Genomic DNA, 21,364 nt, shown 5'->3' with positions numbered 1-21,364 from the left:
CTCTTCAGGGGCCGTCATTCGGCCTCGCCCCCGAACAGCGCACGGTACTTTTTTTGTAGCACCAGCAACGCTGCTGCCTCCGCGAACGCCTTTTCCTTGCGGTTTAACTCGCGTTGCAGCTGGACATTGGCCTGTTTGAGATCGCGCATTTCCTGGATGCTCTCGCTGCGGCCACCAGCGGCGCCGACCGCGCAAAAATCCGCCCGCCACTTCGCCAGATGATGCGCAAATAGACCGTGCTCCCAACACCAGGCGTTCAGCGCTGCGTCGACTAACCCGTGGCTCTCGTGCAAGGCCAGGAGTCGTTCTTGCGGCGATCAGTCATCGGGACACTTTCCCTGTTCAGGACGCACGCTCCGGTTTGCGGGGACGACACTTTTCATCCAGTTCCTCGATGTCCAAACGTTCACGTTCAGTTCGTCGGCGACAGCCTCCAGCGTTCGGCTGCCACGCTGCAAAACCTTCGAAATTGCCTGTTCCTTGAATTCGACAGAATACGTCCGTTTCGCTTCCATTTCTCACATCTGATTTTCTTTAATAAAAATTTCAGAAGCGACAACTACTGTGACACCGGGGGACGACCGTTTACAACACCCGCGTCACGCAGCCAGCGTCGGGGCGGTGCGCACCGTGTGGCGCCAGTCGATCCCCTCGAGCAGCATCGCGAGTTGCGCCGCCGTCAGATGCACACCACCGGTGGCAACCTGCGGCCAGATGAAGCGCCCACGCTCCAGGCGTTTGCTCAGCAGACACAGGCCATGGCCGTCCCACCACCACACTTTAATGAGATCGCCGCGCCGCCCTCGGAAGGCGAACACGTGGCCGCCGAAGGGGGTTCGAGGCGAGCGTGCTCTGCACGATGGCGGCCAGGCCGTTGAGGCCGCGCCGCATGTCGGTGGCCCCGGCGATCAACCAGACCTGCGTGCCTGTGGGCAGACCGATCAACGTGTGCCTCGTGAGGCGATCGCACCAAGATGAGACAGCAGCAAACGCAGCGCCCCCCCCCATCGACCGTGCCGCGCAGCATGACTATGCTCGAACCTTGACGCCACTCGATCTCGCCCGGCGCGGGCGGTGCGGCACCGGGCTGAGGCGCCGCGAGCGGCGCGGGTTCGATCATCCTTGTCAACGGCGATTTAAAACTGATACAGTTTTGGCGCTTGCAGCGATTTAAAACTGATACACCTCCAATTACCAGCGCGTGCTGGATTTTCGTTTGCGGCATGACCTATTCAGTCAGCCCTATCCGCTTTAACGCCGTGGACCGTGCCGGCCTGTCGCTGGTGTTTGAGCCGGTAACTCTCGCCGGCGATCGGCACGATGTGTGCGTGATGCAGCAACCGGTCCAGCAACGCCGCGGTCAGTGTCGCGTCCTTCGCAAACGTCGCGTCCCATTGGCCGAACGGCAGGTTGCTCGTCACGATCAAGCTGCCTTTTTCATACAGTGCCGCGATCACCTGGAAGAACAGGTTGGCCTGGTCGCGGTTCATTGGCAGGTAGCCGATTTCGTCGATGATGAGCAGCCGATACGCACCCATATCCGATAAATACTCGCGTCGCCACCGGGCAAGCTGGTTCGTGTTGAGCCTGTTGGCCAACGCCACTGCGGCCATCGAGACATCAGGGCGCATCGTCTGCTCGACCAGTTCCCGCTTGAACTTCGTACTGAAGCGTCGACGCGTCGCCGACGGCCTGGCCTCGACTACATTCTGTTCTTCTCTCATCGCATCCGATCTCGTTATGAAATCGGAGATCCTCCCAGGCTTGGATCGGCCCGGGAAGATGCCCTGGCTGGACGCTCAATGCACGCGCAACTGGTAGCGCGTTGGTGCCGTGCATTTGGGCTCGGACCGAATCGACAGCGTGACAGGCATTGCGCGGCGCGAAAAAAGGGCGTGCGGCGCTGCCTAACTCCAAACGTCGAGGCGACAACTACCTTGACAGCTACCGGATCGACGTCTTGCCGCCAATGGCGGTGCGGCGCGCTCGCTTACTCCTCGCCTGATTCACATCCATCCATCGAATCGACGCTCCAGTACGTTTGGCGCGACCGGCAGGCGATGCACCGAATCCGTGGTCGTCTTCCAGGCCCGTCGGTACACCGGTCGTATTCCTTGTCGCACCCGGCTTCTGCGCGCGCGCTCAGCGCTCACCTTTACCCCAAGCGCTGCGAACTCTTCGACCAACCTTGGCCGACCATACGTTCCACGACTTCGTGCATGTAAGCTCGCCAATTGCGCATCAAATTTCGCCCGTTGCGAGGTACGCTTGCTTGGCGCTCGCACTCGCCACCGGCAGTAGCCTCTGCGCGAAACGTCCAATACCCGACAAAGTCGAATGGCATCGAATTGGCAGCGGTGGGCGTCGATCCATGCGTACTTCACCGCGACCCCTTCGCAAGGTACGCCGTTGCTTTTGAGCAGTATCTCCGCATCCGGCTTCAGGCTGGCAAGCTCCTTTCGCAAGCGGCTGTTTTCCGCCTCCAGTTCCGGGACCGCCGGCTTGGCACGGGGTGCCGACATTGCCGCGGTCGGCACGCCGACAGATCCTTGTTTCAACTGGCTTCGTGCCCAATTGCCGATCTGGCCAGCGGCCCCTCCCAAAACGGCGTGCCGCCTCGTTATGAACCGGCGGCATTGGCCAGTCTGGCCGCTTCTTGTCGGAATTCCTGCGTATAGCGACGATTCGGTACGTTCTTTTCGCCCATTTCGACCTCCGTTCAACAGATTGCCTTACACCTCTGCTGCACGTCATTTCGAGGCATGGCTAGATACATTAGACCACTACACGCCTCCACCTTAAACCTTTTATCAAATTCCTCACATTGCCCCAGGATTGGGTTAACCCATCGGATTACTTCAAATGCAAGGCGAGTTTTTATTTGCTCGGTGAATGATCTTTTGAATTCTTCGGCGAAGTCAAATAACGACCAAGCAACAGAGACGGTTTTTCGAAAATAAAATACGTTACGAATGCCAAGGGAATGACCGTCAAAGCAGCCAAACCCAATGCCATCCAAGCCTGTCTCGCATCCGAGAGTAAATGAGCAAACGTCAGCAGTACGATTGTATGAACAAGATAAAGGCTGTATGAAATATCACCCAAAAACAAAACAATCCTGCGAGCCAAAAAATGCGCAATACGTTTTGATGTGAGCGATACTGCGATAATACCGGCAGCTCCAGCCGTGACCGTTAATTCGATAACCCATCGTATCATCGGGCTATCTCCGAAAACGAGAAAACCGCGGGACAGGAAATACAAGGCGAGTGAAACACACAGTACGGCATAGGGCCGTCGGCCTTCACGTAGCCATGGCATCCACTGCGCCCTCTTCAGCGCAAGAAGCGCGCCAACCACGAATACACCCAGATAGTGCAGCGTCATTAAATAACTAGCTTGGAAACTTAAAGCCAATGAATCCCCGCCTGTTAAAGCAATGTAGCAAAAAGTGCCCAAAGACAGAAAAATGGCACTTACGGCAACATACATCAAACGCATCTTTATTATAAAAAAAACGATCAGCGGAAAAACAATTGACACTCGCATTTCATAAATTAGCGACCAAATAACAGGAATGATATGCTCTGTATCGTAGCTTCCGACAAAAATGATATGGTCTACGAAATAGCCAATGCTCAAATCCTTCCCTATCCAAGCGCTGTTCAGCCAACCTCCTGCCCATGGCACCAAGCCGTGATAGGTCAAAAAAAGACAAACAATTGCGAGAACCAGAACACAAATATAGGGGAGATATATTCGGCAAAACCGCTTCAATAAATATTCCGGGTATCCAACACGTCGGCTTCCAGTTTGCTGTAAAGTAAGAACAAACCCACTAAGAACGAAAAACAACAACACAGCTTCGTGTCCGGTGGCAAGCAGGCGCAATGGTGTTCGATTGATCCAAATCAGGGGACCAATCAATGCGAAATGACTGAAAACCACCATGCATGAAGCAATACCACGGAGAGCATCAAGCTGGTGTAGCCTTCTTGAAGGCGTTTTTATCGTCATTGCCCGACCCAGTTAGTTGTTTCGACGAATTTTTTCCGCATGATTTTTTCACTACCAAATGTTAAATAGATGAAAAACTTGTTATTCTACGCTGCCTTGACGTTGATTTCCAGCGCTGCCACTGCATCTCCGCTCGCGCCGGTATACGCCTGGGGTGACTCTCTTACATACGGTGTAAACGCAACCGACACCGCACATTCTTGGCCCGCACTGCTAGCACAAAAAACAGGCAGGCCGGTCACGAATCTGGGGTATCCGGGGCAAACTTCTACGGGCATTGCCGAACGATTCGGAGCCATCCCCCTTCGCATTGTAAGAGGGGGCGAGATCCCGTCCAGCGGCGCTACAGAAATTCAACTCGCTGATGTCGAGGTGTTCGACGGGTACTCTCCCCTTCCTTTTCCGGTAAGCCTTGCAGGGGTAAGAGGTGATATTCGTGAACGTCCGATGCAGGAGTTCACCCGAGCAAGCAGCGGGTCGCCTGTCAAATTTGCTGCAGGCTCTGCACTTGTCATTCCTGCTCCTTACTCGCCTGGTAGCATTGCGGTGATCTGGGCGTGCCGCAACGACGTGGTGCGCGATTGGAACACAAAAATCTGTCTCGATAATATTTCAGCAATCGTGGATAAAGCACGCGCAAGAAATCAAAATTTTTTAATTCTATCCGTTTTGACTTCTAACGAAGAAAAACCGTCAGATTCTCGATACGAGAAAGTCGTTGAAATAAACGATAATTTAAAAAAACTTTACCCCGGCAACTATCTCGATGTCGAAGATATACTGATGAAAAAAATCCCGGGAAAAATTGGCACAATTTCCCCCAATTTCAGAATCAGAAATGGTCACGACGACGGCATACATCTCAATGATTCCGGATACGAGGTAGTAGCCAACTCGGTAGCGGAGCTTATCGCCATGCGTCATTGGTAACTGCCAAACTGTCTAGATTCAACCATCAAGTGCAGAAGAACGCGCAGCGATCATGATCGGGGACGGCAAGGGCGCGAGCTTACGATCGATATCAACACTGCTCGGGCGTAAGGTGTCAAGTATCAATCGGGAATTGAGCTACGTCCATCATCGAGCGGACCGCAGACTAAGAAACAAAAAATACAAAGCCGGAAAGCGCAGCTTTACCCATTCACTGTTTGAGACACAGCCATAGGGAATCTTTGGGATACGACGTGCAACACGCAGCGCTCTCAAACGATGCGACCAGCGAAGCCGGCGAATCAGCGCATGATTCGCCGCCGCCGCACGCGCAGCGATCAGGTACCAGTAAAGACGCAGCGAGTCACTGTGCTTCGCCTCTTCCATAGCATCAGCGGTATAACTTGCCAGGTCGATCGACTGACCAATCTTGGCGGATTGACCGGTGATGCTATTGCCGTCCTGGATGGTATAGGCTAGAAGCGGTTTATTGATGGACGAAAGGCGATGCGCGGCGGCATACATCCATGGCATCGCACCGTTGTCTTCGTAGTGGCGGTTTACGGGAAAAAGTCGGCTTTCGAAAAGTCCTGCGCGGTACACACGTGCCCACGGGAAATGTTTGTGCAAAGCGGCATAGCGTAGCAGTACATCGAGATCGACGTTGACGACATTGCTTCCCCCAGAAAGACACATGTTCAATGACCCGGCCTGCGTTCCGTGCTGATCCACCGTAATAGCATTGAATTCGACGATGTCCGGGCTGCTACCGTCCGTCAGCCGTCGCGACACTTCCTGCCAATGTTCAGGCAACCAAAAGTCGTCGCCATCCATGAAACCCAGATACGCACTTTTTGCGGAGGCAATGCCCGCGTTGCGCGCGGCACTCACACCCGCGTTGGCCTGGGAAATAACGTGAGTGATTACTTCCGGATACCGTTCGGCTGTCAAACGTGCCGTGTTGGCTGTGCCGTCTGTCGAGCCATCATCCACGACAATGACTTCGACATTTGGGCTTCCCTGCAATTGCTCCAAGGCCGATACCAGACATCGACCAATGGTTTTCTCGGCGTTATAAGCTGGAATAATGAGCGAATAGAGCATGCCTGTCATGTGCGCGCCAACAGTCGTTTCTTCAGAATAATCAAAAACATGATAACCATGATCGCACCTTCGGATACAGACATTGAAATGCCTGCACCAAGCGCGCCCCATTTAGGCACCAGTAGGGCCAATGAAACGACATGGATTACGGCGGCGGCGAGGAGTACCCGTGTGTAGGCCCGCTGCTCGCCGAATGGCAACAACGTCAGGGTGCCGAAGATACTGCTGACGGCAGTGAAAAAGAACACTGGCGACATCGCACGCAGTATCTCGATTGACCCCGTAAATTTTTTCCCCAGGAAGATCAGGACAATGTATTCGGCAGACAATGCCATGGCAACGCTCACGGCAAATGACGCCAGCCCCTCCCACTTCAACAGCGTGCGGAGTGCCTCCACAGTGCTGTTTTTTGCCGAAGCCGCGGTCGCGCTAACGCGAGGATAAATGGCTGCATGCAGCGGCCCCAAGATGCCGAGCGCCGCCCGCAAAAATTTCTCCGCACCTATGAATAACCCGACCATGACGTCTCCGCCAACGAGCCCGATGACCAAAGCATTCGTATTTGAATAGATGGTGTATCCCACCATCGCAAAAAACATCGAGAAGCCTTCTTTCAACTCACGCAATATCGTCTCGACGCGTGGCCTTTTGAATATGCCGACTTCCCTGATCGCCGCTAGCACTCCGACAGCACTTGCCGCGAAATAAATCGAGGAAAAGAGGATGGCATAGCGTACGCCATCCTGAGGCGTATGGATGAACAGTAAAGTCAGCGGCAAGACTGAAATCTTGGCAGTCATATTGATCACCGTGATCACGCCCATTTTTTCGATGCCCTGAAAGTACCACTGCGGGAACATCGACACTCCCAAAGCCCAAAAAAAGAAGGGGTAGATCGCCGCAGAATACTCATGCAGCTTTGGGAATATGAAAACGCACGCAAGCAATAGCACCGCACCGGTCAGTGCAAGCGTCAGCTTGGTCCACATCACCCCCCAAAAAACCTCGGCTACTTTTTCGTCCCCTTCCTGCCGTGAAACAGCAAGCTTCCGCGTCCCAGTCAGATTGAATCCATATTCAGCAAGGCTGACTATGTACTGTGCAGCGGCCATTGCAAATCCTACCCTTCCAAAGCTCGCAGCACCCAACACTCGCACGAGATATGGCGTTTGAATCAAAGGAATCAGGTAATTTCCAATCTGGAGCAGCATCAGGGAAGCAAAATTCTTTGCAATCCGTCGATCATATTTCATTATGATGTCATTAAAGTCAAAGCCCGATCGACCTTTGGGGTCTCGTCGGCCATTGCAACGTGGCAACTGGCAAGGATGCAGCTCAGTTTGCATCGCCAGCGTGAAAGTTCACTCTATCGGTCACAAAGCCTTCCGCGAGTCAGCCATGAACCGGCAAATGAGTGGTAGTCAAGAACTGCTAGTACGGCGGCCGGCTTCAGGGGTTGGCCTATTTATCAAGACGCGTCGGATCACCCCGGAATTCGGCCACCCGCCCGAGAAAAAATTGAGGTCGACAGTTGTAAGTGAGTGTAAAACGTTCCAGCCATCTCAAAGGCCCAGAGCAGCCACGAAGTTTTCCATAAAACTGTCAGCCGAATGCTTTTCAATGATAGTTGCCCGTGCAGCGGCACCCAGGCGCGGGGCCTCTTCGTGAGCTTTGCGGATTCCTTGCGCAAGCTCTTCCGGGTGACCCACTCGCACCTTGATCCCGTCTACGCCATTGGTCACAAGGTTTTCCAGCGCACGAATGTCCGTTACAACAACAGCACAACCGCAGCTCATTGCCTCAAGGGCCACCATAGGGAGGCCTTCATGAGCCGAAGGAAGACAGAACACTGTGCAGGCCCGGTAACTGTCGCGCATTTGGGTACGATCCGATACAAAGCCTTTCATTGTAACTTTGGACTCGAGACCAAATTTCCGAATAGTTTCCTCCAACAACACTTTATCAGGGCCCACACCGTAAATGTCGAGGTGCCAACTTTCGTCCATGTAACGGAACGCCTCAATGAGATCGGTTGTCCTTTTTTGAGAGTTGTTGAAGCGGCCGACAGTAATTACGGTTTTATTTTTTTTCGAACCGGTTTCAGAATTTTCTGCAGGAGAAAAAAATTTAACATCGACTGGATTGGGTAACAGTACTGCCCTGCCACCTAAAGCACGTACTTCCTCAACTTCTAGCTTCGTCTGGGAAGTCAAAAGGTCGGACTTTGAGAAAGACTTCCTTTTTTTCCAAAGCAGCCAGTCGTCTTTGGATCCTCCATGATCGGCCCCCACTATGAGCGGCCTTCCTTTTTTTCCAAACCACTTTGCCAACAGATCATATCTTCCATACCAATATTCCTGAACATAAAGAATATCAACATTATCCTGAGAAATTGCCTGGATAATTTGCTTTTTAAACGACAGTGTATTCAACATCTGCGAAGCATAACGTCCGTACTTTGTACGCCATATGGGGACTCTTTCCACTTTCTGAAACCAAGATTCCAAAGGCAGCATTCTGACTTGCACACCGTTGTCGACCCGGTGGATTCCACTATGTGTTTTGGAAGGAATATAAATTATAGGATTCCATCCGTATTTCAAAAACATATCGCAATAATACCAGGAGAAATCGTTGCGATAATGATCCAGATAAGATTCAAGAGTCAATCCTAGCCCACTTACAAAAAAATCCTCGAAACACGGAGTACTCAGCAGCAGTGCAATCGTTTTTTCCTGATTCACAGATTTTCCCCGGGAATTATATGCAACTTCATTCAAAATTTATTTGGAAAAATTCGGATTTTATACAACGTTTTATAAAACGTTTAATTTCATGACTCAATACCGGTCATCGTTGGAGTACGTTTGGCATTCAAAATTGCGGAGTGATTCCGAATGTAACTAAGACCAAGCTTCGTCGCCGTGAGACAACCGCGAAATGACCTCTTGGTTTTCAACATATGGAACACATTTTGCGTTATCGCTATCATCAAAAAAAAATTCGCCTTCGACTTGTTTTTTTCAAGCCAACGGTACCGTTTGTAAGTAACGTATAGACGAGACGCCTCCAAAAAAGGAACATAGTAGTCCCTGTTGATCTGCGATGGAAAGTGGTCATTGACCGCCTCGATTACCCAATCTATCCTATAACTTTCCTGTAGCACCGCATGCATTGCGATGTCCAGTTCCTCGTATCCGTAAATCAGGTTTTCATCAAATCTTATCTTTTCAAAAAGCTTTGCTGGGAATACCGCAGAATTAATAACTGTGGAAACTATCTTTTCGCCGGGCCTGTAGGTATGGGCCTGGAATCCAAGATAGGTAGGACGATGTGCAACGACGCGCTCGCCGTGAGTCATTTCCGAGCCGGTAACAATCACATGGTCAACATTGATTTTCAGACCCTGAATATGAAAAGCCATGATTGCAAAAAAATTTTCTCCGAGAACGGCGTCGTCGTCGATGAAAAGGAGATGGGTCCCGGTCGCTTCCCTTATGATATTGTTTCGATTTGCACTTAATCCCCTGCGGGGCCCCTCGACAAAAACAATATATGGAAATTCAAGTGCTATCATTTCTTTGGTTACCGCATCCGTACTGTCGTCCGATACGACAACTTGATGGATCGGATAGGTGGAACGCTGAGTAGCAAGCAGTGCCCGCCGCAAATCCTCCGAACGATTCCTAGTGCAAATACAAACTGAAAAAGTTGGGAACGTTGACACTTTCGCACTCATTGTTTTTCTCCTTCGCTCCCTCTCGGCCTTTTACCGTGACGACTTTTCTTGATTTTGAAAAAATATCCGTTCTGCCAAAAAATTTCAACCATGCAATCAACTTTTATCATAAATTTTAAAATTTGAGTTTTTTACCCATTCATTTTATCAAGATTTTTCATCTTCCTGCTATATACACTGTTTTTTACTATTTCCTGAATGCGTGGTTCTGTTCGGTAAGCCCAAACCGCACAGACAAGTACGAATGGCGCGCCAATCGCTGCCGCACTGGCGACCGATGTGACAAGCAGTTCGTTGACAACATAGGAGACGATCAGAATCGTGATCGGAAAAACGCAGAACTTCATAAACTTGATGCCTTGATCGACGGCGTTCGTCAACAAGACTGCATCAATAGCAACTCGCGCAGTCCAGGCCCACGCGGCGCCCAAAAGTCCAAAATGATGAATACTGAACCAAAGAACAGTCAGGAAAGGTATAACCTGCCACAGCTGTAATCTTGCAACGACGCCTGGGCGCGCCTGCGCTTGCAGGTAGGCAACGGGAATGAAAGCAAGACTGTTGAACCAGATGCCCAACAAAAGGATGCATCCGATAGGCCCCGCCTGTATCGCAAACGTCGGATTGATCCAAAAGTGAATGAACGGTCCCATGGCAAATATGCCGAGAACAATTACTGGCGTCAATACGGCCGCCAAAAGCTTTGTTGCCTTTTCAAAAAAGTCAAGCGAAGTCTTGGAATCCTGTGCCGACATACGCGGAAATATCGTTCTCGATATTACCGAAGGAATGATACGAACACGAATAGATAAATTGAATGGAACATTGTATTGGGCAACCGCCACCGCACCGAGAAAACGGCTGATAATGAATCGATCGGCAGCCTCCATGATCGGGAGTATGAAATTCGAAATGCTTATCCATACGCCATAGCTGAATAGTACCTTGACGAGTTTTCGCTTTGGTTTTCCCGTCATGCGAAGGGGAAAGCAAAAAAACGCGGTAATGGCCAATACGATGATGGATATGCACCCCCCGATAATCGAGGCAGGAATGATGACATTTAGACTGGGACCAATTGCATAGGACGCCAGCAAAGGAAAGGTTTGAAAAATAAACATGTTGACCAGCTGCACGGCATTCAATACACCAAATTTTTCTCTTCCCTCCACGGATCCCACCAACACGCCGCTGATAGTGGTAATGGGAACCGATGCTGCGATCCAGGGCATCGACCGCAGCACCTCGTTTCGCAATGCGTCCTGCGCTTGCACAAAATGCTCGATCGCCAGAGCCCCGACGAGGTACAAGACGATTCCGCCAATCAAGCCGGAACACGTATTCAGAATCAGTGCCGTCCAGAAAATCGATTCCCGATCGTCAGCCGTGCCGTGCTTGAGTTTTGCAACCTGATTTGCCGTGGCTCTCGTCAAACCAAAATCGAAAAATCCGAAATAACCTTGCAGCATCCATACGATGCTGAGCACGCCGTAGGCTGCTGCGCCAACATGCGACAAATAGAGGGGAATCGTTACCAAAGATACGAAAATCGGCAGCGTGCTCCCCAGGAAGTTATAAAGACCATTTCGCTTCAAACTACTGGTATCACTCATCGCCACAGACCTCTGGTATTCATTTGTGCCACTTGACTTCCCTGCCGCGTTTTACATCTATGTTCGGATGGTTCATGCAATCGTCGACCATTCGTATATCAAACGTTCGATCCGCGTCACATTCCATTGCCTGTAATCCTTTGCTGTCGACGTCGGCACCGAAAGCACCGCAGCCACACTAAAACACATTATTGATCTTGACCATACGGTTTTCAGATCTTCGAGCGCTCACCCGGTTCAGACAGGAGAAACAGCTTTGTTCGCGTCACGGGCGGCCGCTCTCACAATCCGCCATCGGCGTATGACATCGCGATCTCCGGACATTAAAGAACGGCAAATCTGGAGCAATCCAGGTGCGGTGCTGGTACCCACCAGTTGGTACCACTGCCATATCAAAAGCCGATTCCAGCCAGCGCTCCCGCCAAGCAAGGCGAAAAAAAGATTGAACGTTGCATTGGACAGCGCCAGGGCGCTCTGCGGCCCTCTCGCATCTTCGTCGAAACGCTCTGCGGGATAGTGGTCCACCAAAATGGCGGGATCGTAAACAAGCTTCCGGCCTTCTCCGCGGATTGCAAGACCAAGTGCCAACTCATTGTGGACCTGAGCTCCAGTTCCCTTTAAACGACGATCGAACTTTATCGCACGTAACAGATCGCCTTTATAGCTCATGTTGACACCCTTGAGGACATCGACGACACGTGCCTTTCCCACACCGAGGTGATGATTGCCTATCAAACGGCCAAAAGGAGAAATGATACCTACCTGGGTTTTTGGATCATTTATTACGCCTGCACGAGTATGTACAAGATCTCGCCCTCCTACTCCGACAACCGATGCATCCTGCTGATAGCATTCTTCTATTTTTTGTAGCCAATCTTGGTGCGGTGCGGCGTCATCATCCGTGAAACACACGACGTCGCCTATCGATGCCTCCAGTCCAGCAATCAAGGCTGCCGTCAGGCCTGGCTCAAGGACATCGATTATTTTTATTGGCAATATAAATGAATTCGTCAAGAATTTTGCTATGACATCTCTTGAAAGAAAGTCATCAGGACGACAGACAATCAAAAACTCGTCCGGTAGCCGGAACGATTTTTCCATGGCAGCCAGACAACGAGAGAGATCGTCGGGTCGGCGGTAAGTTGGAATGACCAGGGACATAAATAACGGCTTCCTCGCCGTTTCCGCGCTTAAAGCCACAGATCTTCTACTGTCCAAATCGTTTTCACGGCTCATTCGTGCAAAGTTCCTTACCTTTATTTATTAAATAAAACTCGATGATTGCCGGGGAAGAATCGCTCAAGGTTTCCAGCGATACATCAAAACCTTTGCCCGCGCGTCCTCCTCGACAAAAATAAGGTATTCGCCATCGGGCCGTCTGTACGCGGAGATACCCTGTGTTGTATCCACCCAACCAGAGGCCGCTCCGACTTCCTTGCCCGGCACGATCAATCCGATCTCCCTGCCCGTCGCGCTGTCATAGACATGGACCCTGGCCAGAACCGGCTCTACAGCGAAGATATAGTCGCCCTCCTGATACACACTCATGATCGTCTGTATCGGTTTGGCGGCAACGTTCCACGGAAGGTTGATGTTATAGCGATGCTTCTTCCCGCCGCGAAGCCAACCATCATAGCGTGCCATCACCTTACCCGCCTCTTTCCAGGTTTCCTTTGAATAGGCAGCATCGGTCGTGTAGCCGGCAACATACAGCGTATCCGTGTCCACATCGTATTGGACCCGGTTTACCTGGGTGAAAGGTCGGGGCAAGTCAAATTCCTTCGCCTGCGTCAAATCGTACATCGGGTTCCCATGCGAATCGAGGCCTTGGAATGGTAAATAGCGGATGCGCGATGTCCCCCGCGCCTCCCATATCCCACCATCGCTGTCAACCCACCATCCAGCGCAGGAAGAGACGTCTACCCCATCAGGATCTGCCGTGTATTCGTTCTGCCCGAAGGCGCCGTTTCCATCCGCATCACGCCACAGCCAACCCACATTTTTTGGTTGAAAGCGCGGCCAGTCGCCCGGAATCGTTTGGCGTGAAATCATTCCGGACGGAATCGCTATGGTCCCGTCTCGGGCATCGAAGCGGTATATGCCCAAAGCGTGGGAATACATGTCGGTCGTGAACAGAAACGAATGTCCGTGCAGTTTCCGGATCATCGGTGCAGAGTTCGCTATGCGGTGCAACATGAGGGATTCCGGATACTTGAATCGATCCGTCAAGGTTCCGTCCCAGCGCCACTCCTTGCCCGGGGGTCTAGCGTAGTCCATCTTGAAACGCTGCATATTGGAGTAGATCGTCTCGGGATCGGAACGATCGACATCCGCACCATCGACCCACAGCAATCCATCTACGCTCCAGCGACGCTTGCCATCTGGCGAATAACTCTCCAGGGTCGTCCCCGTCATGGCTGCCGGGCGGAGCCCGGCACCATTCTCGGCCACATAGAGATTGTTCTTTGCGTCCACCCCGATCCCCGATAAGCCATTAAAACGCATCGGACCAGGCATACCACGGGGATCGGCCAAAATTCCGCCTTTCACGCCAATGGTCGACTCGACGATCTTATTACCCGCTCCGGGCGTGAAGACCAGAATCTGTTGACTCACACCGCTATCGGCAATCAATACCCTATCATTGCTATCAACGACAATCGCGCTAGGATTGGCGCCGCTCGGGAGGATAAGGGACTGCATGTGCCTACCGGTGCCATCGTAACGATCAACCGATTTTCCTCCATTGATCCCAGTTTCATGGATCGCCCATATCGAATGCCCGTCCGCCGCTAGTGCCAAGCCCTGTGGGTGAGGCAACGGCCACTCACGCTTTTTTTGCATCGTTTCGGCGTCATACACCTCGATCCGATTCCGTAGATAATTTGAAACGAAAAGCTCTTGGTTGTTCGCAGTCAAACCCGTGACGTAGGGCCTTTCCACGTCGACGGTTTCAGGCGCGTCCGCGACCTCATTGATGGCGAGGAAACTCCGTGACACCTTTGAACCAAAATTCCCCCTTCCTCCCTGAAAGCTCTGTCCGCTTTCCACGTCGTCCATCGCGCGCCGCGTTACGCCATACCAGACCTTGCCCTTGTCCGGCCAATTATCGAGAAGCTTGAGATGGCCGCCTTCGTTTCCTACGCGCACTGCAGCGTAGAGATAACGTGCATTGCCCGTGATGGCATCGCCACCTTCATTCCCCCAGCCATGGGTATGCCCGGCATTACCTAGCGCCACGCCATCTTTGAAAATACTGATCTCGGCGCCTGATTCATCCCAAGGGGCGTTGGAGTAAACTGTGCCGTCCGGTTTGACATAGATTGCGCGGACGTCACAGGGTACCCAATGACCATCACCATAACCGTAGGTGTTACCTATCCAGGACGTGGTATATGTCAGAGTCGCGGCGGCGCTCGCACCCGATAGTGAACCGATCATGCCAAGCATGAGCAACGCCTTACCCAGACGTCGCAGGTTTTTTGCCCGTCCTCCAGCATGTCTGTTTCGTGTCATCTCTATGCTTTTCATACCAATTCGTCTCAAAAACATTGCTTGGGGTCAAAGCCTGTGCGTCAATCGACCATAAGCCGAAACAGGTCCTGCCTCGATACAGGGCGTTAGTAACGCCTCAAAAAAGGGCAGGCCGTGACCCATTACCAACGTGACACCATCCAGCCACCAACTTCCGATGAACAATCCGATCAAAGTCAACGTTCACCTGTTCTACGGGGCCGACCCGCGTAAGTATCGACAGGGAGAAAACGCTGGTTGCCTATACGGCTACCATTTTGCAGAGTCGGAGCGGTATCACCTGACCTACTCGCACGACGCCGAGGAAGGCAAGCTCCGGCAGGTGTTCCGCCGGGCGCTAAAGGCAGCCGTAGGCTTTGATTTTCTGCATGCTTGGCATAACAGGAAAGACATTCTGCATGCCGATGTCGTTTGGACCCATACCGAATTTGAATTCCTGGCGATCTCGCTTCTGTTCCGTTTGACGGGTACGGGACGCCGACCTCTACTGCTGGGGCAAAGCGTATGGTTGTTCGACAGGTGGGCCCGCTTCAGCGGTCTGCGCAAGGCGTTCTATCGAATGCTGATGCCTCGGGTTGATATGCTCACCACACATTCTCCGGTGAACCAAAAATTGTGTTCAGACTACCTGGGACGGCCTGCGCACCTTGTATTCTACGGTATCAGCACACAGGACTTCCCCATTCAAAATCTTGCGACCTGGCAACCGCATACGCCCCTGCGCATTGCCGCGATCGGGAACGATCGCGACCGGGACTGGGATACGCTCGTTGCGGCGTTTGATGGCGATGCTCGATTTTCGGTCAGACTTGCCACGCGCCGCAAGGTAAAGTCTTCGCCTAAATCAGACAATGTCAGCATCGGCCCTGTGTATGGCATGGAAGCCCAGCGCGAGCTTTATGCCTGGGCCGACATCATCGTCGTGCCGCTGCATGAAAACAAGCATGTGTCAGGCATCACCGTCATATTCGAAGGCGTGACAGGTGGTAAGCCCGTCGTTGCCACTCGCGTCGGTGGGCTGGAGACTTACTTTTCTCCGGACGAAATCACCTACGTTCCTCCAGGCGACGCCGAAGCGCTACGCAATGCGGTCGCCGACTTGACGAACGACCCCGCCGCTACCTTGCAAAAAACCCTGCGCGCCACGCAACGGCTGATACACAGTGCCTACACTACTGAAAATTTCGCGAGACAACACGTGATCCTTACCGAACAACTGCTTCTCGAGCGTGGGCCTAACGAAAATGGCGCATCTTCCGGAGCCAGCCGATGAAAATCGCATTCGTCCATGACTGGCTTGTGACATACGCCGGCGCCGAAAAGGTCCTGGAGCAGATGGTGGAATGCTTCCCCGACGCGGATCTGTTCTCCGTGGTCGACTTTTTGGACGAGCGCCGCTTTCTAAAAGGCAAACGTGCTACAACCAGCTTCATTCAGCGCTTGCCTTTTGCCCGAAAGAAATATCGCGCTTATCTTCCCCTGATGCCGTTCGCGATCGAACAGCTCGATTTGTCGCAATATGACGTGGTGGTCTCCAGTAGTCACGCCGTCGCCAAAGGCGTCTTGACCGGTCCCGACCAGGTGCATATCAGCTACGTCCATTCGCCGATCCGCTACGCATGGGATCTGCAACACCAGTATCTCGTCCAGTCGAAACTGACGCATGGCCTGAAATCCTGGGTGGCTCGCCTGACTTTGCATTACATCCGGATGTGGGACAGCCGCACGGCGGCTGGCGTCGATTACTTCCTGTGTAATTCGAACTTCATACGACGCCGCATCATCAAGACTTATCGCCGCGACGCACAGGTGCTCTACCCTCCGGTAGATCTCGCGGCTTTCAACGTAAGGGAAACCAAGGAAGATTTCTATCTGACGGCATCTCGCATGGTGCCATACAAAAAAATCGACCTCATCGCAGAGTCCTTCGCTCGCATGCCCGATCGCAGGCTCGTCATCATCGGTGACGGCCCGGAGATGGAGCGGGTTCGCGCCAAGGCGGGAAAGAACGTGTCCATCCTCGGCTATCAATCCTTCGAGGTTCTCAAGGATCACATGCAACGCGCGAAAGCGTTCGTGTTTGCGGCGGAAGAAGATTTCGGCATCACGCCTGTGGAAGCGCAAGCTTGCGGGACCCCAGTGATCGCCTTTGGCAAAGGAGGCGCAGTCGAGACTGTCCGTGACATTCACTCGCCTCAGCCCACTGGCGTCCTCTTCGCCACGCAAACAGTCGATGCGATCGTACAGGCGGTGGAAACTTTCGAAAGCCATGCGTCCCTGTTCACACCGGAAAACTGCCGGTTGAACGCGGAACGATTCAGCACGAGCCTGTTCAAGGAGGCCTTCACTGCTTACGTAGAAAACGCCGCCACTGAACTGAATATCAACATCAACGGCGGCACGTCAACGGCCAGCGCTTCCGCAACGTCCATCTAGGCATGCCTGCAGGTCTCGATCTACCTTACATCGATGACCTGCTGATATACATCGGCCGTTTTTCTCGCAATAACCGGCAAGTCAAAGTTTTTCAAGGCGTAAGCATGACACTCTTCCGCATTTGGCAATTTGATCGTGCCGGCGAAAAATTCACCAAGGCGATCGGCAATCGCCTCGGACCCCGTGTTGGGAAGAATGAGATTTTCCGACAGTTGCGTTACGACTTCCGGCAAACCTCCCACCGGCGTGACCAACACGGGAGTTCCCGCGGATAAGGACTCGATCGTGATCAGGCCGAAACCTTCCAATGCGACGGTTGGAACAACGCTGATATCCGCGGCCCTGTAAAGTTCGGGCAACATTTCATCCGACACGTACCCAAGCAGACGAACCGATTCCGTCAGCCCCGCCGCCGCCGCGCGTGCCTGTAGCTCTGCTGTCAATGGCCCGCGCCCGGCGATGACCAGCACGACATCGGGCCACCTTCGTTTGAGTAGGGCAACGGCGTCGATCAACTCCTCCAGCCCCATCCGTCGTACCAGGCGACGAACTGCAAACACGATGGGACGATCCAGCGGGAGGTTCAACGATTCACGCGCCTCTCGGCGGCTTTTCGAGATGTCGAAATGCGGTACGTCGACACAACCGGGAACGATCGCGATCTTCGCCGGGTCGACGTCGTACATATTCGTTAGCACGTCTCGAAAAGCACGGGACAATACGATCAGCTTGTCGGCGCGGTGATACACCGCCTTTTCAACTCGGCGCTTGATGACCGTGTTCATCCCGCTGGCCTTCTCGACTCCGCTTTCATCTGCCCATGGCCCATGGAAGTGCATGACCAGCGGGAAACCCTTCAGCAGGTCCAGTCCACCCACGACATACAAGGCAAAGTGCGCCGCAACGATATCCGGGCGATGATTGCGCAATTCGTCGCCAAGCGCACCGCGGCTCGCCCACACACGCGATAGCAAAGAGTCGTCAGCCCGAGCGAAACTATGAATTTTTCCGGCGGTGTCGTTCGAAGCCTGTTCTCCCCCGGCGATAAGTCCGCGCACGTCCACGCCGGCCCCAGGTAGGGATTGCGCTAACGAGTGGTACACGCGGTCAAGCCCACCCGCGCGCTCCGGGAACCAGTGCATACCGATCTGCAGCGCCTTCATGAAAATCCTTTGTAGCAAGCCACGTTAAGTTTTAGCGGCTTTTTCCGAGACGCTTCCAGGCGAATGACGCCCCAATGCAGCGTCACCGCGCATAAGCCGATCATAAAGATCGACGTACTGTTCACCCATCAATTCCCAGGTGTAATTCAGCGCTTCGGCTTTGGCCGCGTGGTGCATCCAATTGCGTTTTTTCGGATCGCCCTCGATATCCGTTATTGCCTGAGCCAGCCCGGTGACGTCATCGGGATTCTCCAGAACGACACCGCATTTCCTGACAAGCGCGGCGGCTCCGACCTTGGACGAGGTCACAACCGGCAAACCGGCCGCCATTGCCTCCAGTACCACCAACGCAAATGGATCGTAACGCGATGGGAAGACCAAACAATCGACCGAAGCCATCAGCGTTCGCATATCGTTCACGTGCCCCAGGAAATGCACGCGCTTGCCCAGGCCCAGCGACTCAACCATCGCCGGATACGGGCTCCCTTTGGTCGTTCCACCGACCACGAGTTCGACGCGATCATTCACCTGAACCAAAGCCTGCAAGACGGTCTCGAGATTTTTCCGTGTGATCCGCAAATCTCCCACGAAAAGACAAAGAAACTTCTTCTTCGGCAAATTGAAAGCAATGCGGTTCGGCAAAGCGTTGGCAAAACCTGCAATATCCGAGCCGTTATAAATTACTTCAATGTCGGTCTTTACCCCTGCATCGCGCAGCTCTGTAGAGACGCGATCCGAAACCGCAACGATCACACGGCTGTTCGCAAAAGCCCTTTTTTCGAGAATCGCATTCAACCTAGTAAAACAAGTTTGGTAAGCAGAATAAAGCCCTTTGAAAAAGGAAAATGGATAATATCCACTATTTAACCAGCCATTATGAACAAAATGAACGGCATTGACGTCGGAACGGGACCAGGTTATGAACCCATTAACCTGCACGATATCGAACTCTTTTCTATGCCGGCGAAGCCAAACAGCACTCTTTATCGCAAAGACTTGGTATGCCAACAATTTGGTCGGCAATTTTCCCAATGAAATCTTTACCCACGTAATTTCAGGCATCTCGAGCAACTGCGGAGTGACAAAAGTCGCAAGCAATGTTATATGCCAGCCGCGCCGCAACGCGGCGCGCACGACTTCGTAGTTGACGCCACTTTGCCCATCGTTCTCCCGGACGCCATGCGTCACCAATACCATTTTCATGGAAGCACCTGACTGTTGTCGATCCGGTTCTTTTCCAGAATTGAATTCTGGTATTTCGTGTATCGAAGCGCCATAATCGGCAAAACCATACCCATCAGTGCGAGCTGCCCGGGAGAAGAAATCAGTTGATTAAAAAATATAAGTTCAGAGATGATTGCAATCGCTATGCTGAACCAGGCAATCACAAATCTATCCGACCTCTGTCGTATCGCAGACATGGCACCTCTTATCATCAGCCAGCTTATGCCAAAGACATAAAGAAGCGTGCCAGGCCATCCCAAAACGAACGGGATTTCCATTAACCCACTATCGAAGTTCACATGATCCTGGGCGTTGGCATCGTCCGACAATTTACCTCCAGTGCCTGTCGCCCCGAGACCGGCCCCTGCCACGTTGGTTAATGCCGTATCCAAGAACGTTTGATAAAAGCTCGATCGCTCGGAAAAACTTGTATCGTTCTGCAAGTCAGTAAGCGTGTCAACACGCTTTTGGAAATTTTCGGAGATATTACTTGACATAAAAACCGGGATCGTAGCAGCGACTACTATCAAGGCGCCTATTACGACGCGAATACGGGTTTTGTTGTCGAAGAACAGCATTTGGTACAGCATGGCGACAATGAGCGCTCCCCAGGCGGAGCGGACGAACGACAGCCCGAGCGCGACAATGCCCAGGAGCGCTGTGAACACGCGCCCGCGGTTACCTTCGGCAACGGTGGCGCTTAGAACCCCCGCCAGAATGATCGTGGCAAACGGCCCCACCGAATTCAACGGCCCAAATGCCCGAACCGCGAAAGGTAGGGGCTGTCCCATGGACGAGGTCATGCCTGACCCAATCAACCATAAAGCATCCCAAGGTGGCATGAATACGTACTGGATGATGGCGTAACCGGCACAGGCTGCAATACCTATTGTGAACGTACGCATCACACACCGTCGATATTCAGGATACTGTCGCCATGAAACGGCGAGGTAGAATCCCACCATCACGGGGGTTACCCAGCTTGATAAGCCAAAAGTCGCGGCAGCAAAACCTACATTTAAAATTCCAACGATGTATCCATATGCCAATGCCACCAGAATCAACAGCATCGGCAAACCAGGGCGGGTCCCCAGATAGCGTATACGTCGCAACATGGTAAATGCCAGCGGCGCAGATACCAGGAGTGGCGCGGTCATGATCAAACTGACTTCTGTGAATCCACCCTGCACGAAATCGGAGAATCGCCGCACTTCCGGCGTCCAGAAGAAAATCCACCAGATGTAGCCGATGAACTGGACGGGATACTTGATATAGAAATAAATGGCGATGACAAAAGTCATCGCCGGGTATGCTAGCTGCAGCAGGGAAGACTGATGCGCCAACAGAAGCAGGAACGTGACGACGACCAGCCCGATGATGGGCCACCAAAATCCCTTGGCATCCGGTTTTCGTGCGTCGACGGAGAAATGCGTGATCTGAGGCGTCATGGTTGAGCGAAGCGGTAATTGCCATTGGCCGGCGGTTGACTTGCCAACTGGGGCATGACGTCGGCGACTGTTTCTGCTGATAAGGTCAAGCTGAAAACTTTTTTGCCCACCTCATTTTTGGCGGTTCCGAGGAAGTCAACTGCATACGGTGTAGCA

The 21,364-nt window shown here is 52.6% G+C and carries 17 protein-coding genes and 3 pseudogenes; 4 read left to right on the top strand and 16 right to left on the bottom strand.

Annotation, left to right across the window (positions count from 1 at the left end):
* Positions 1–14: 14 nt before the first annotated feature.
* The 6 genes and pseudogenes from OVY01_RS21900 to OVY01_RS21880 all read right to left on the bottom strand — a co-directional run bounded on the left by OVY01_RS21900 (position 15) and on the right by OVY01_RS21880 (position 4,017).
* Complete coding sequence (locus OVY01_RS21900) at positions 15–293, bottom strand: hypothetical protein (protein WP_267849731.1); 279 nt, start codon at positions 291–293, stop codon at positions 15–17.
* A 24-nt stretch (positions 294–317) separates the two neighbouring features.
* The gene (locus tag OVY01_RS21895; RefSeq protein ID WP_267849730.1) at positions 318–515 is read right to left on the bottom strand and encodes a transposase; all 198 of its coding nucleotides are present in this window, start codon (positions 513–515) and stop codon (positions 318–320) included.
* 84 nt (positions 516–599) lie between these two features.
* A pseudogene (gene tnpB, locus OVY01_RS23210) lies at positions 600–830 on the bottom strand (IS66 family insertion sequence element accessory protein TnpB); the annotation flags it as partial.
* Positions 781–1,008: an IS66 family insertion sequence element accessory protein TnpB gene (tnpB, locus tag OVY01_RS23385; RefSeq protein ID WP_432422296.1), complete on the bottom strand. Its 228-nt coding sequence runs from the start codon at positions 1,006–1,008 to the stop codon at positions 781–783. The gene tnpB (OVY01_RS23385) and the pseudogene tnpB (OVY01_RS23210), both read right to left, overlap by 50 nt.
* 224 nt (positions 1,009–1,232) lie before the next feature.
* Positions 1,233–1,685 (bottom strand): annotated as a pseudogene (locus OVY01_RS21885) (ATP-binding protein); the annotation flags it as partial.
* Between the two features lie 1,192 nt (positions 1,686–2,877).
* A complete protein-coding gene (locus tag OVY01_RS21880; protein ID WP_267849727.1) occupies positions 2,878–4,017 on the bottom strand; it encodes an acyltransferase family protein in 1,140 nt (379 codons plus the stop codon).
* 69 nt (positions 4,018–4,086) lie between these two features.
* Here OVY01_RS21880 and OVY01_RS21875 point away from each other — a divergent pair, with 69 nt between their 5' ends.
* Together OVY01_RS21875 and OVY01_RS23380 are read left to right on the top strand one after the other, a co-directional pair.
* The gene (locus OVY01_RS21875; protein ID WP_267849726.1) at positions 4,087–4,947 is read left to right on the top strand and encodes an SGNH/GDSL hydrolase family protein; all 861 of its coding nucleotides are present in this window, start codon (positions 4,087–4,089) and stop codon (positions 4,945–4,947) included.
* Positions 4,948–4,963: 16 nt separating this feature from the next.
* Entirely contained in the window at positions 4,964–5,182 is a 219-nt protein-coding gene (locus OVY01_RS23380) for a helix-turn-helix domain-containing protein (RefSeq protein ID WP_432422297.1), read from the top strand.
* Here the strand turns inward: OVY01_RS23380 and OVY01_RS21870 are convergent.
* The 7 genes from OVY01_RS21870 to OVY01_RS21840 all read right to left on the bottom strand — a co-directional run bounded on the left by OVY01_RS21870 (position 5,095) and on the right by OVY01_RS21840 (position 14,853).
* A complete protein-coding gene (locus OVY01_RS21870; protein ID WP_267849725.1) occupies positions 5,095–6,060 on the bottom strand; it encodes a glycosyltransferase family 2 protein in 966 nt (321 codons plus the stop codon). The genes OVY01_RS23380 and OVY01_RS21870 overlap by 88 nt on opposite strands.
* Positions 6,057–7,397, bottom strand: a complete 1,341-nt coding sequence (locus tag OVY01_RS21865) for a flippase (RefSeq protein ID WP_267849723.1) — start codon at positions 7,395–7,397, stop codon at positions 6,057–6,059. The genes OVY01_RS21870 and OVY01_RS21865 overlap by 4 nt, the downstream gene beginning before the upstream one ends.
* A 216-nt stretch (positions 7,398–7,613) precedes the next feature.
* Positions 7,614–8,795, bottom strand: a complete 1,182-nt coding sequence (locus tag OVY01_RS21860) for a glycosyltransferase family 4 protein (protein ID WP_267849722.1) — start codon at positions 8,793–8,795, stop codon at positions 7,614–7,616.
* A gap of 89 nt (positions 8,796–8,884) precedes the next feature.
* On the bottom strand, positions 8,885–9,790 hold the full coding sequence (locus OVY01_RS21855) for a glycosyltransferase family 2 protein (RefSeq protein WP_267849720.1): 906 nt from the start codon (positions 9,788–9,790) through the stop codon (positions 8,885–8,887).
* 131 nt (positions 9,791–9,921) lie between these two features.
* On the bottom strand, positions 9,922–11,403 hold the full coding sequence (locus tag OVY01_RS21850) for a flippase (protein ID WP_267849718.1): 1,482 nt from the start codon (positions 11,401–11,403) through the stop codon (positions 9,922–9,924).
* A gap of 237 nt (positions 11,404–11,640) precedes the next feature.
* A complete protein-coding gene (locus OVY01_RS21845) occupies positions 11,641–12,639 on the bottom strand; it encodes a glycosyltransferase family 2 protein (RefSeq protein WP_267849717.1) in 999 nt (332 codons plus the stop codon).
* A gap of 63 nt (positions 12,640–12,702) precedes the next feature.
* Positions 12,703–14,853, bottom strand: a complete 2,151-nt coding sequence (locus OVY01_RS21840; protein WP_267849716.1) for an NHL repeat-containing protein — start codon at positions 14,851–14,853, stop codon at positions 12,703–12,705.
* Between the two features lie 241 nt (positions 14,854–15,094).
* On the opposite strand from OVY01_RS21840, the gene OVY01_RS21835 reads away from it, so the two are divergent.
* On the top strand, positions 15,095–16,210 hold the full coding sequence (locus OVY01_RS21835; protein WP_267849715.1) for a glycosyltransferase: 1,116 nt from the start codon (positions 15,095–15,097) through the stop codon (positions 16,208–16,210).
* Positions 16,207–17,316, top strand: a pseudogene (locus OVY01_RS21830) (glycosyltransferase family 4 protein); the annotation flags it as partial. The gene OVY01_RS21835 and the pseudogene OVY01_RS21830, both read left to right, overlap by 4 nt.
* Positions 17,317–17,393: 77 nt before the next feature.
* Here OVY01_RS21830 and OVY01_RS21825 read toward each other — a convergent pair.
* Genes OVY01_RS21825 through OVY01_RS21815 form a run of 3 tightly spaced genes read right to left on the bottom strand, consistent with a single transcriptional unit; the run spans position 17,394 to position 21,208 of the window.
* Positions 17,394–18,536, bottom strand: coding sequence for a glycosyltransferase family 4 protein (locus OVY01_RS21825; protein WP_267849714.1), 1,143 nt, complete (start codon positions 18,534–18,536; stop codon positions 17,394–17,396).
* A gap of 24 nt (positions 18,537–18,560) precedes the next feature.
* A complete protein-coding gene (locus tag OVY01_RS21820; protein WP_267849713.1) occupies positions 18,561–19,739 on the bottom strand; it encodes a glycosyltransferase family 4 protein in 1,179 nt (392 codons plus the stop codon).
* Positions 19,736–21,208, bottom strand: a complete 1,473-nt coding sequence (locus OVY01_RS21815) for an O-antigen ligase family protein (RefSeq protein ID WP_267849712.1) — start codon at positions 21,206–21,208, stop codon at positions 19,736–19,738. The genes OVY01_RS21820 and OVY01_RS21815 overlap by 4 nt, the downstream gene beginning before the upstream one ends.
* Between the last annotated feature and the right edge of the window lie 156 nt (positions 21,209–21,364).

It is taken from the genome of Robbsia betulipollinis, assembly GCF_026624755.1.
GTDB lineage: Bacteria > Pseudomonadota > Gammaproteobacteria > Burkholderiales > Burkholderiaceae > Robbsia > Robbsia betulipollinis.
The sequence above is the reverse complement of the archived record's forward strand: the minus strand, read 5'-3'. Positions and strand labels throughout refer to the sequence as shown.

Bases quoted from the DNA above. Each gene is read 5' to 3' on its own strand.
- OVY01_RS21850 (WP_267849718.1), bottom strand. From the start codon at position 11,403: ATGAGTGATACCAGTAGTTTGAAGCGAAATGGTCTTTATAACTTCCTG.
- OVY01_RS21855 (WP_267849720.1), bottom strand. From the start codon at position 9,790: ATGAGTGCGAAAGTGTCAACGTTCCCAACTTTTTCAGTTTGTATTTGC.
- OVY01_RS21880 (WP_267849727.1), bottom strand. From the start codon at position 4,017: ATGACGATAAAAACGCCTTCAAGAAGGCTACACCAGCTTGATGCTCTC.
- OVY01_RS21895 (WP_267849730.1), bottom strand. From the start codon at position 515: ATGGAAGCGAAACGGACGTATTCTGTCGAATTCAAGGAACAGGCAATT.
- OVY01_RS21835 (WP_267849715.1), top strand. From the start codon at position 15,095: ATGAACAATCCGATCAAAGTCAACGTTCACCTGTTCTACGGGGCCGAC.
- OVY01_RS21875 (WP_267849726.1), top strand. From the start codon at position 4,087: ATGAAAAACTTGTTATTCTACGCTGCCTTGACGTTGATTTCCAGCGCT.
- tnpB (WP_432422296.1), bottom strand. From the start codon at position 1,008: ATGGGGGGGGGCGCTGCGTTTGCTGCTGTCTCATCTTGGTGCGATCGC.
- OVY01_RS21870 (WP_267849725.1), bottom strand. From the start codon at position 6,060: ATGACAGGCATGCTCTATTCGCTCATTATTCCAGCTTATAACGCCGAG.
- OVY01_RS21845 (WP_267849717.1), bottom strand. From the start codon at position 12,639: ATGAGCCGTGAAAACGATTTGGACAGTAGAAGATCTGTGGCTTTAAGC.
- OVY01_RS21840 (WP_267849716.1), bottom strand. From the start codon at position 14,853: ATGCTTGGCATGATCGGTTCACTATCGGGTGCGAGCGCCGCCGCGACT.
- OVY01_RS21825 (WP_267849714.1), bottom strand. From the start codon at position 18,536: ATGAAGGCGCTGCAGATCGGTATGCACTGGTTCCCGGAGCGCGCGGGT.
- OVY01_RS21865 (WP_267849723.1), bottom strand. From the start codon at position 7,397: ATGCAAACTGAGCTGCATCCTTGCCAGTTGCCACGTTGCAATGGCCGA.
- OVY01_RS21820 (WP_267849713.1), bottom strand. From the start codon at position 19,739: ATGAAAATGGTATTGGTGACGCATGGCGTCCGGGAGAACGATGGGCAA.
- OVY01_RS21815 (WP_267849712.1), bottom strand. From the start codon at position 21,208: ATGACGCCTCAGATCACGCATTTCTCCGTCGACGCACGAAAACCGGAT.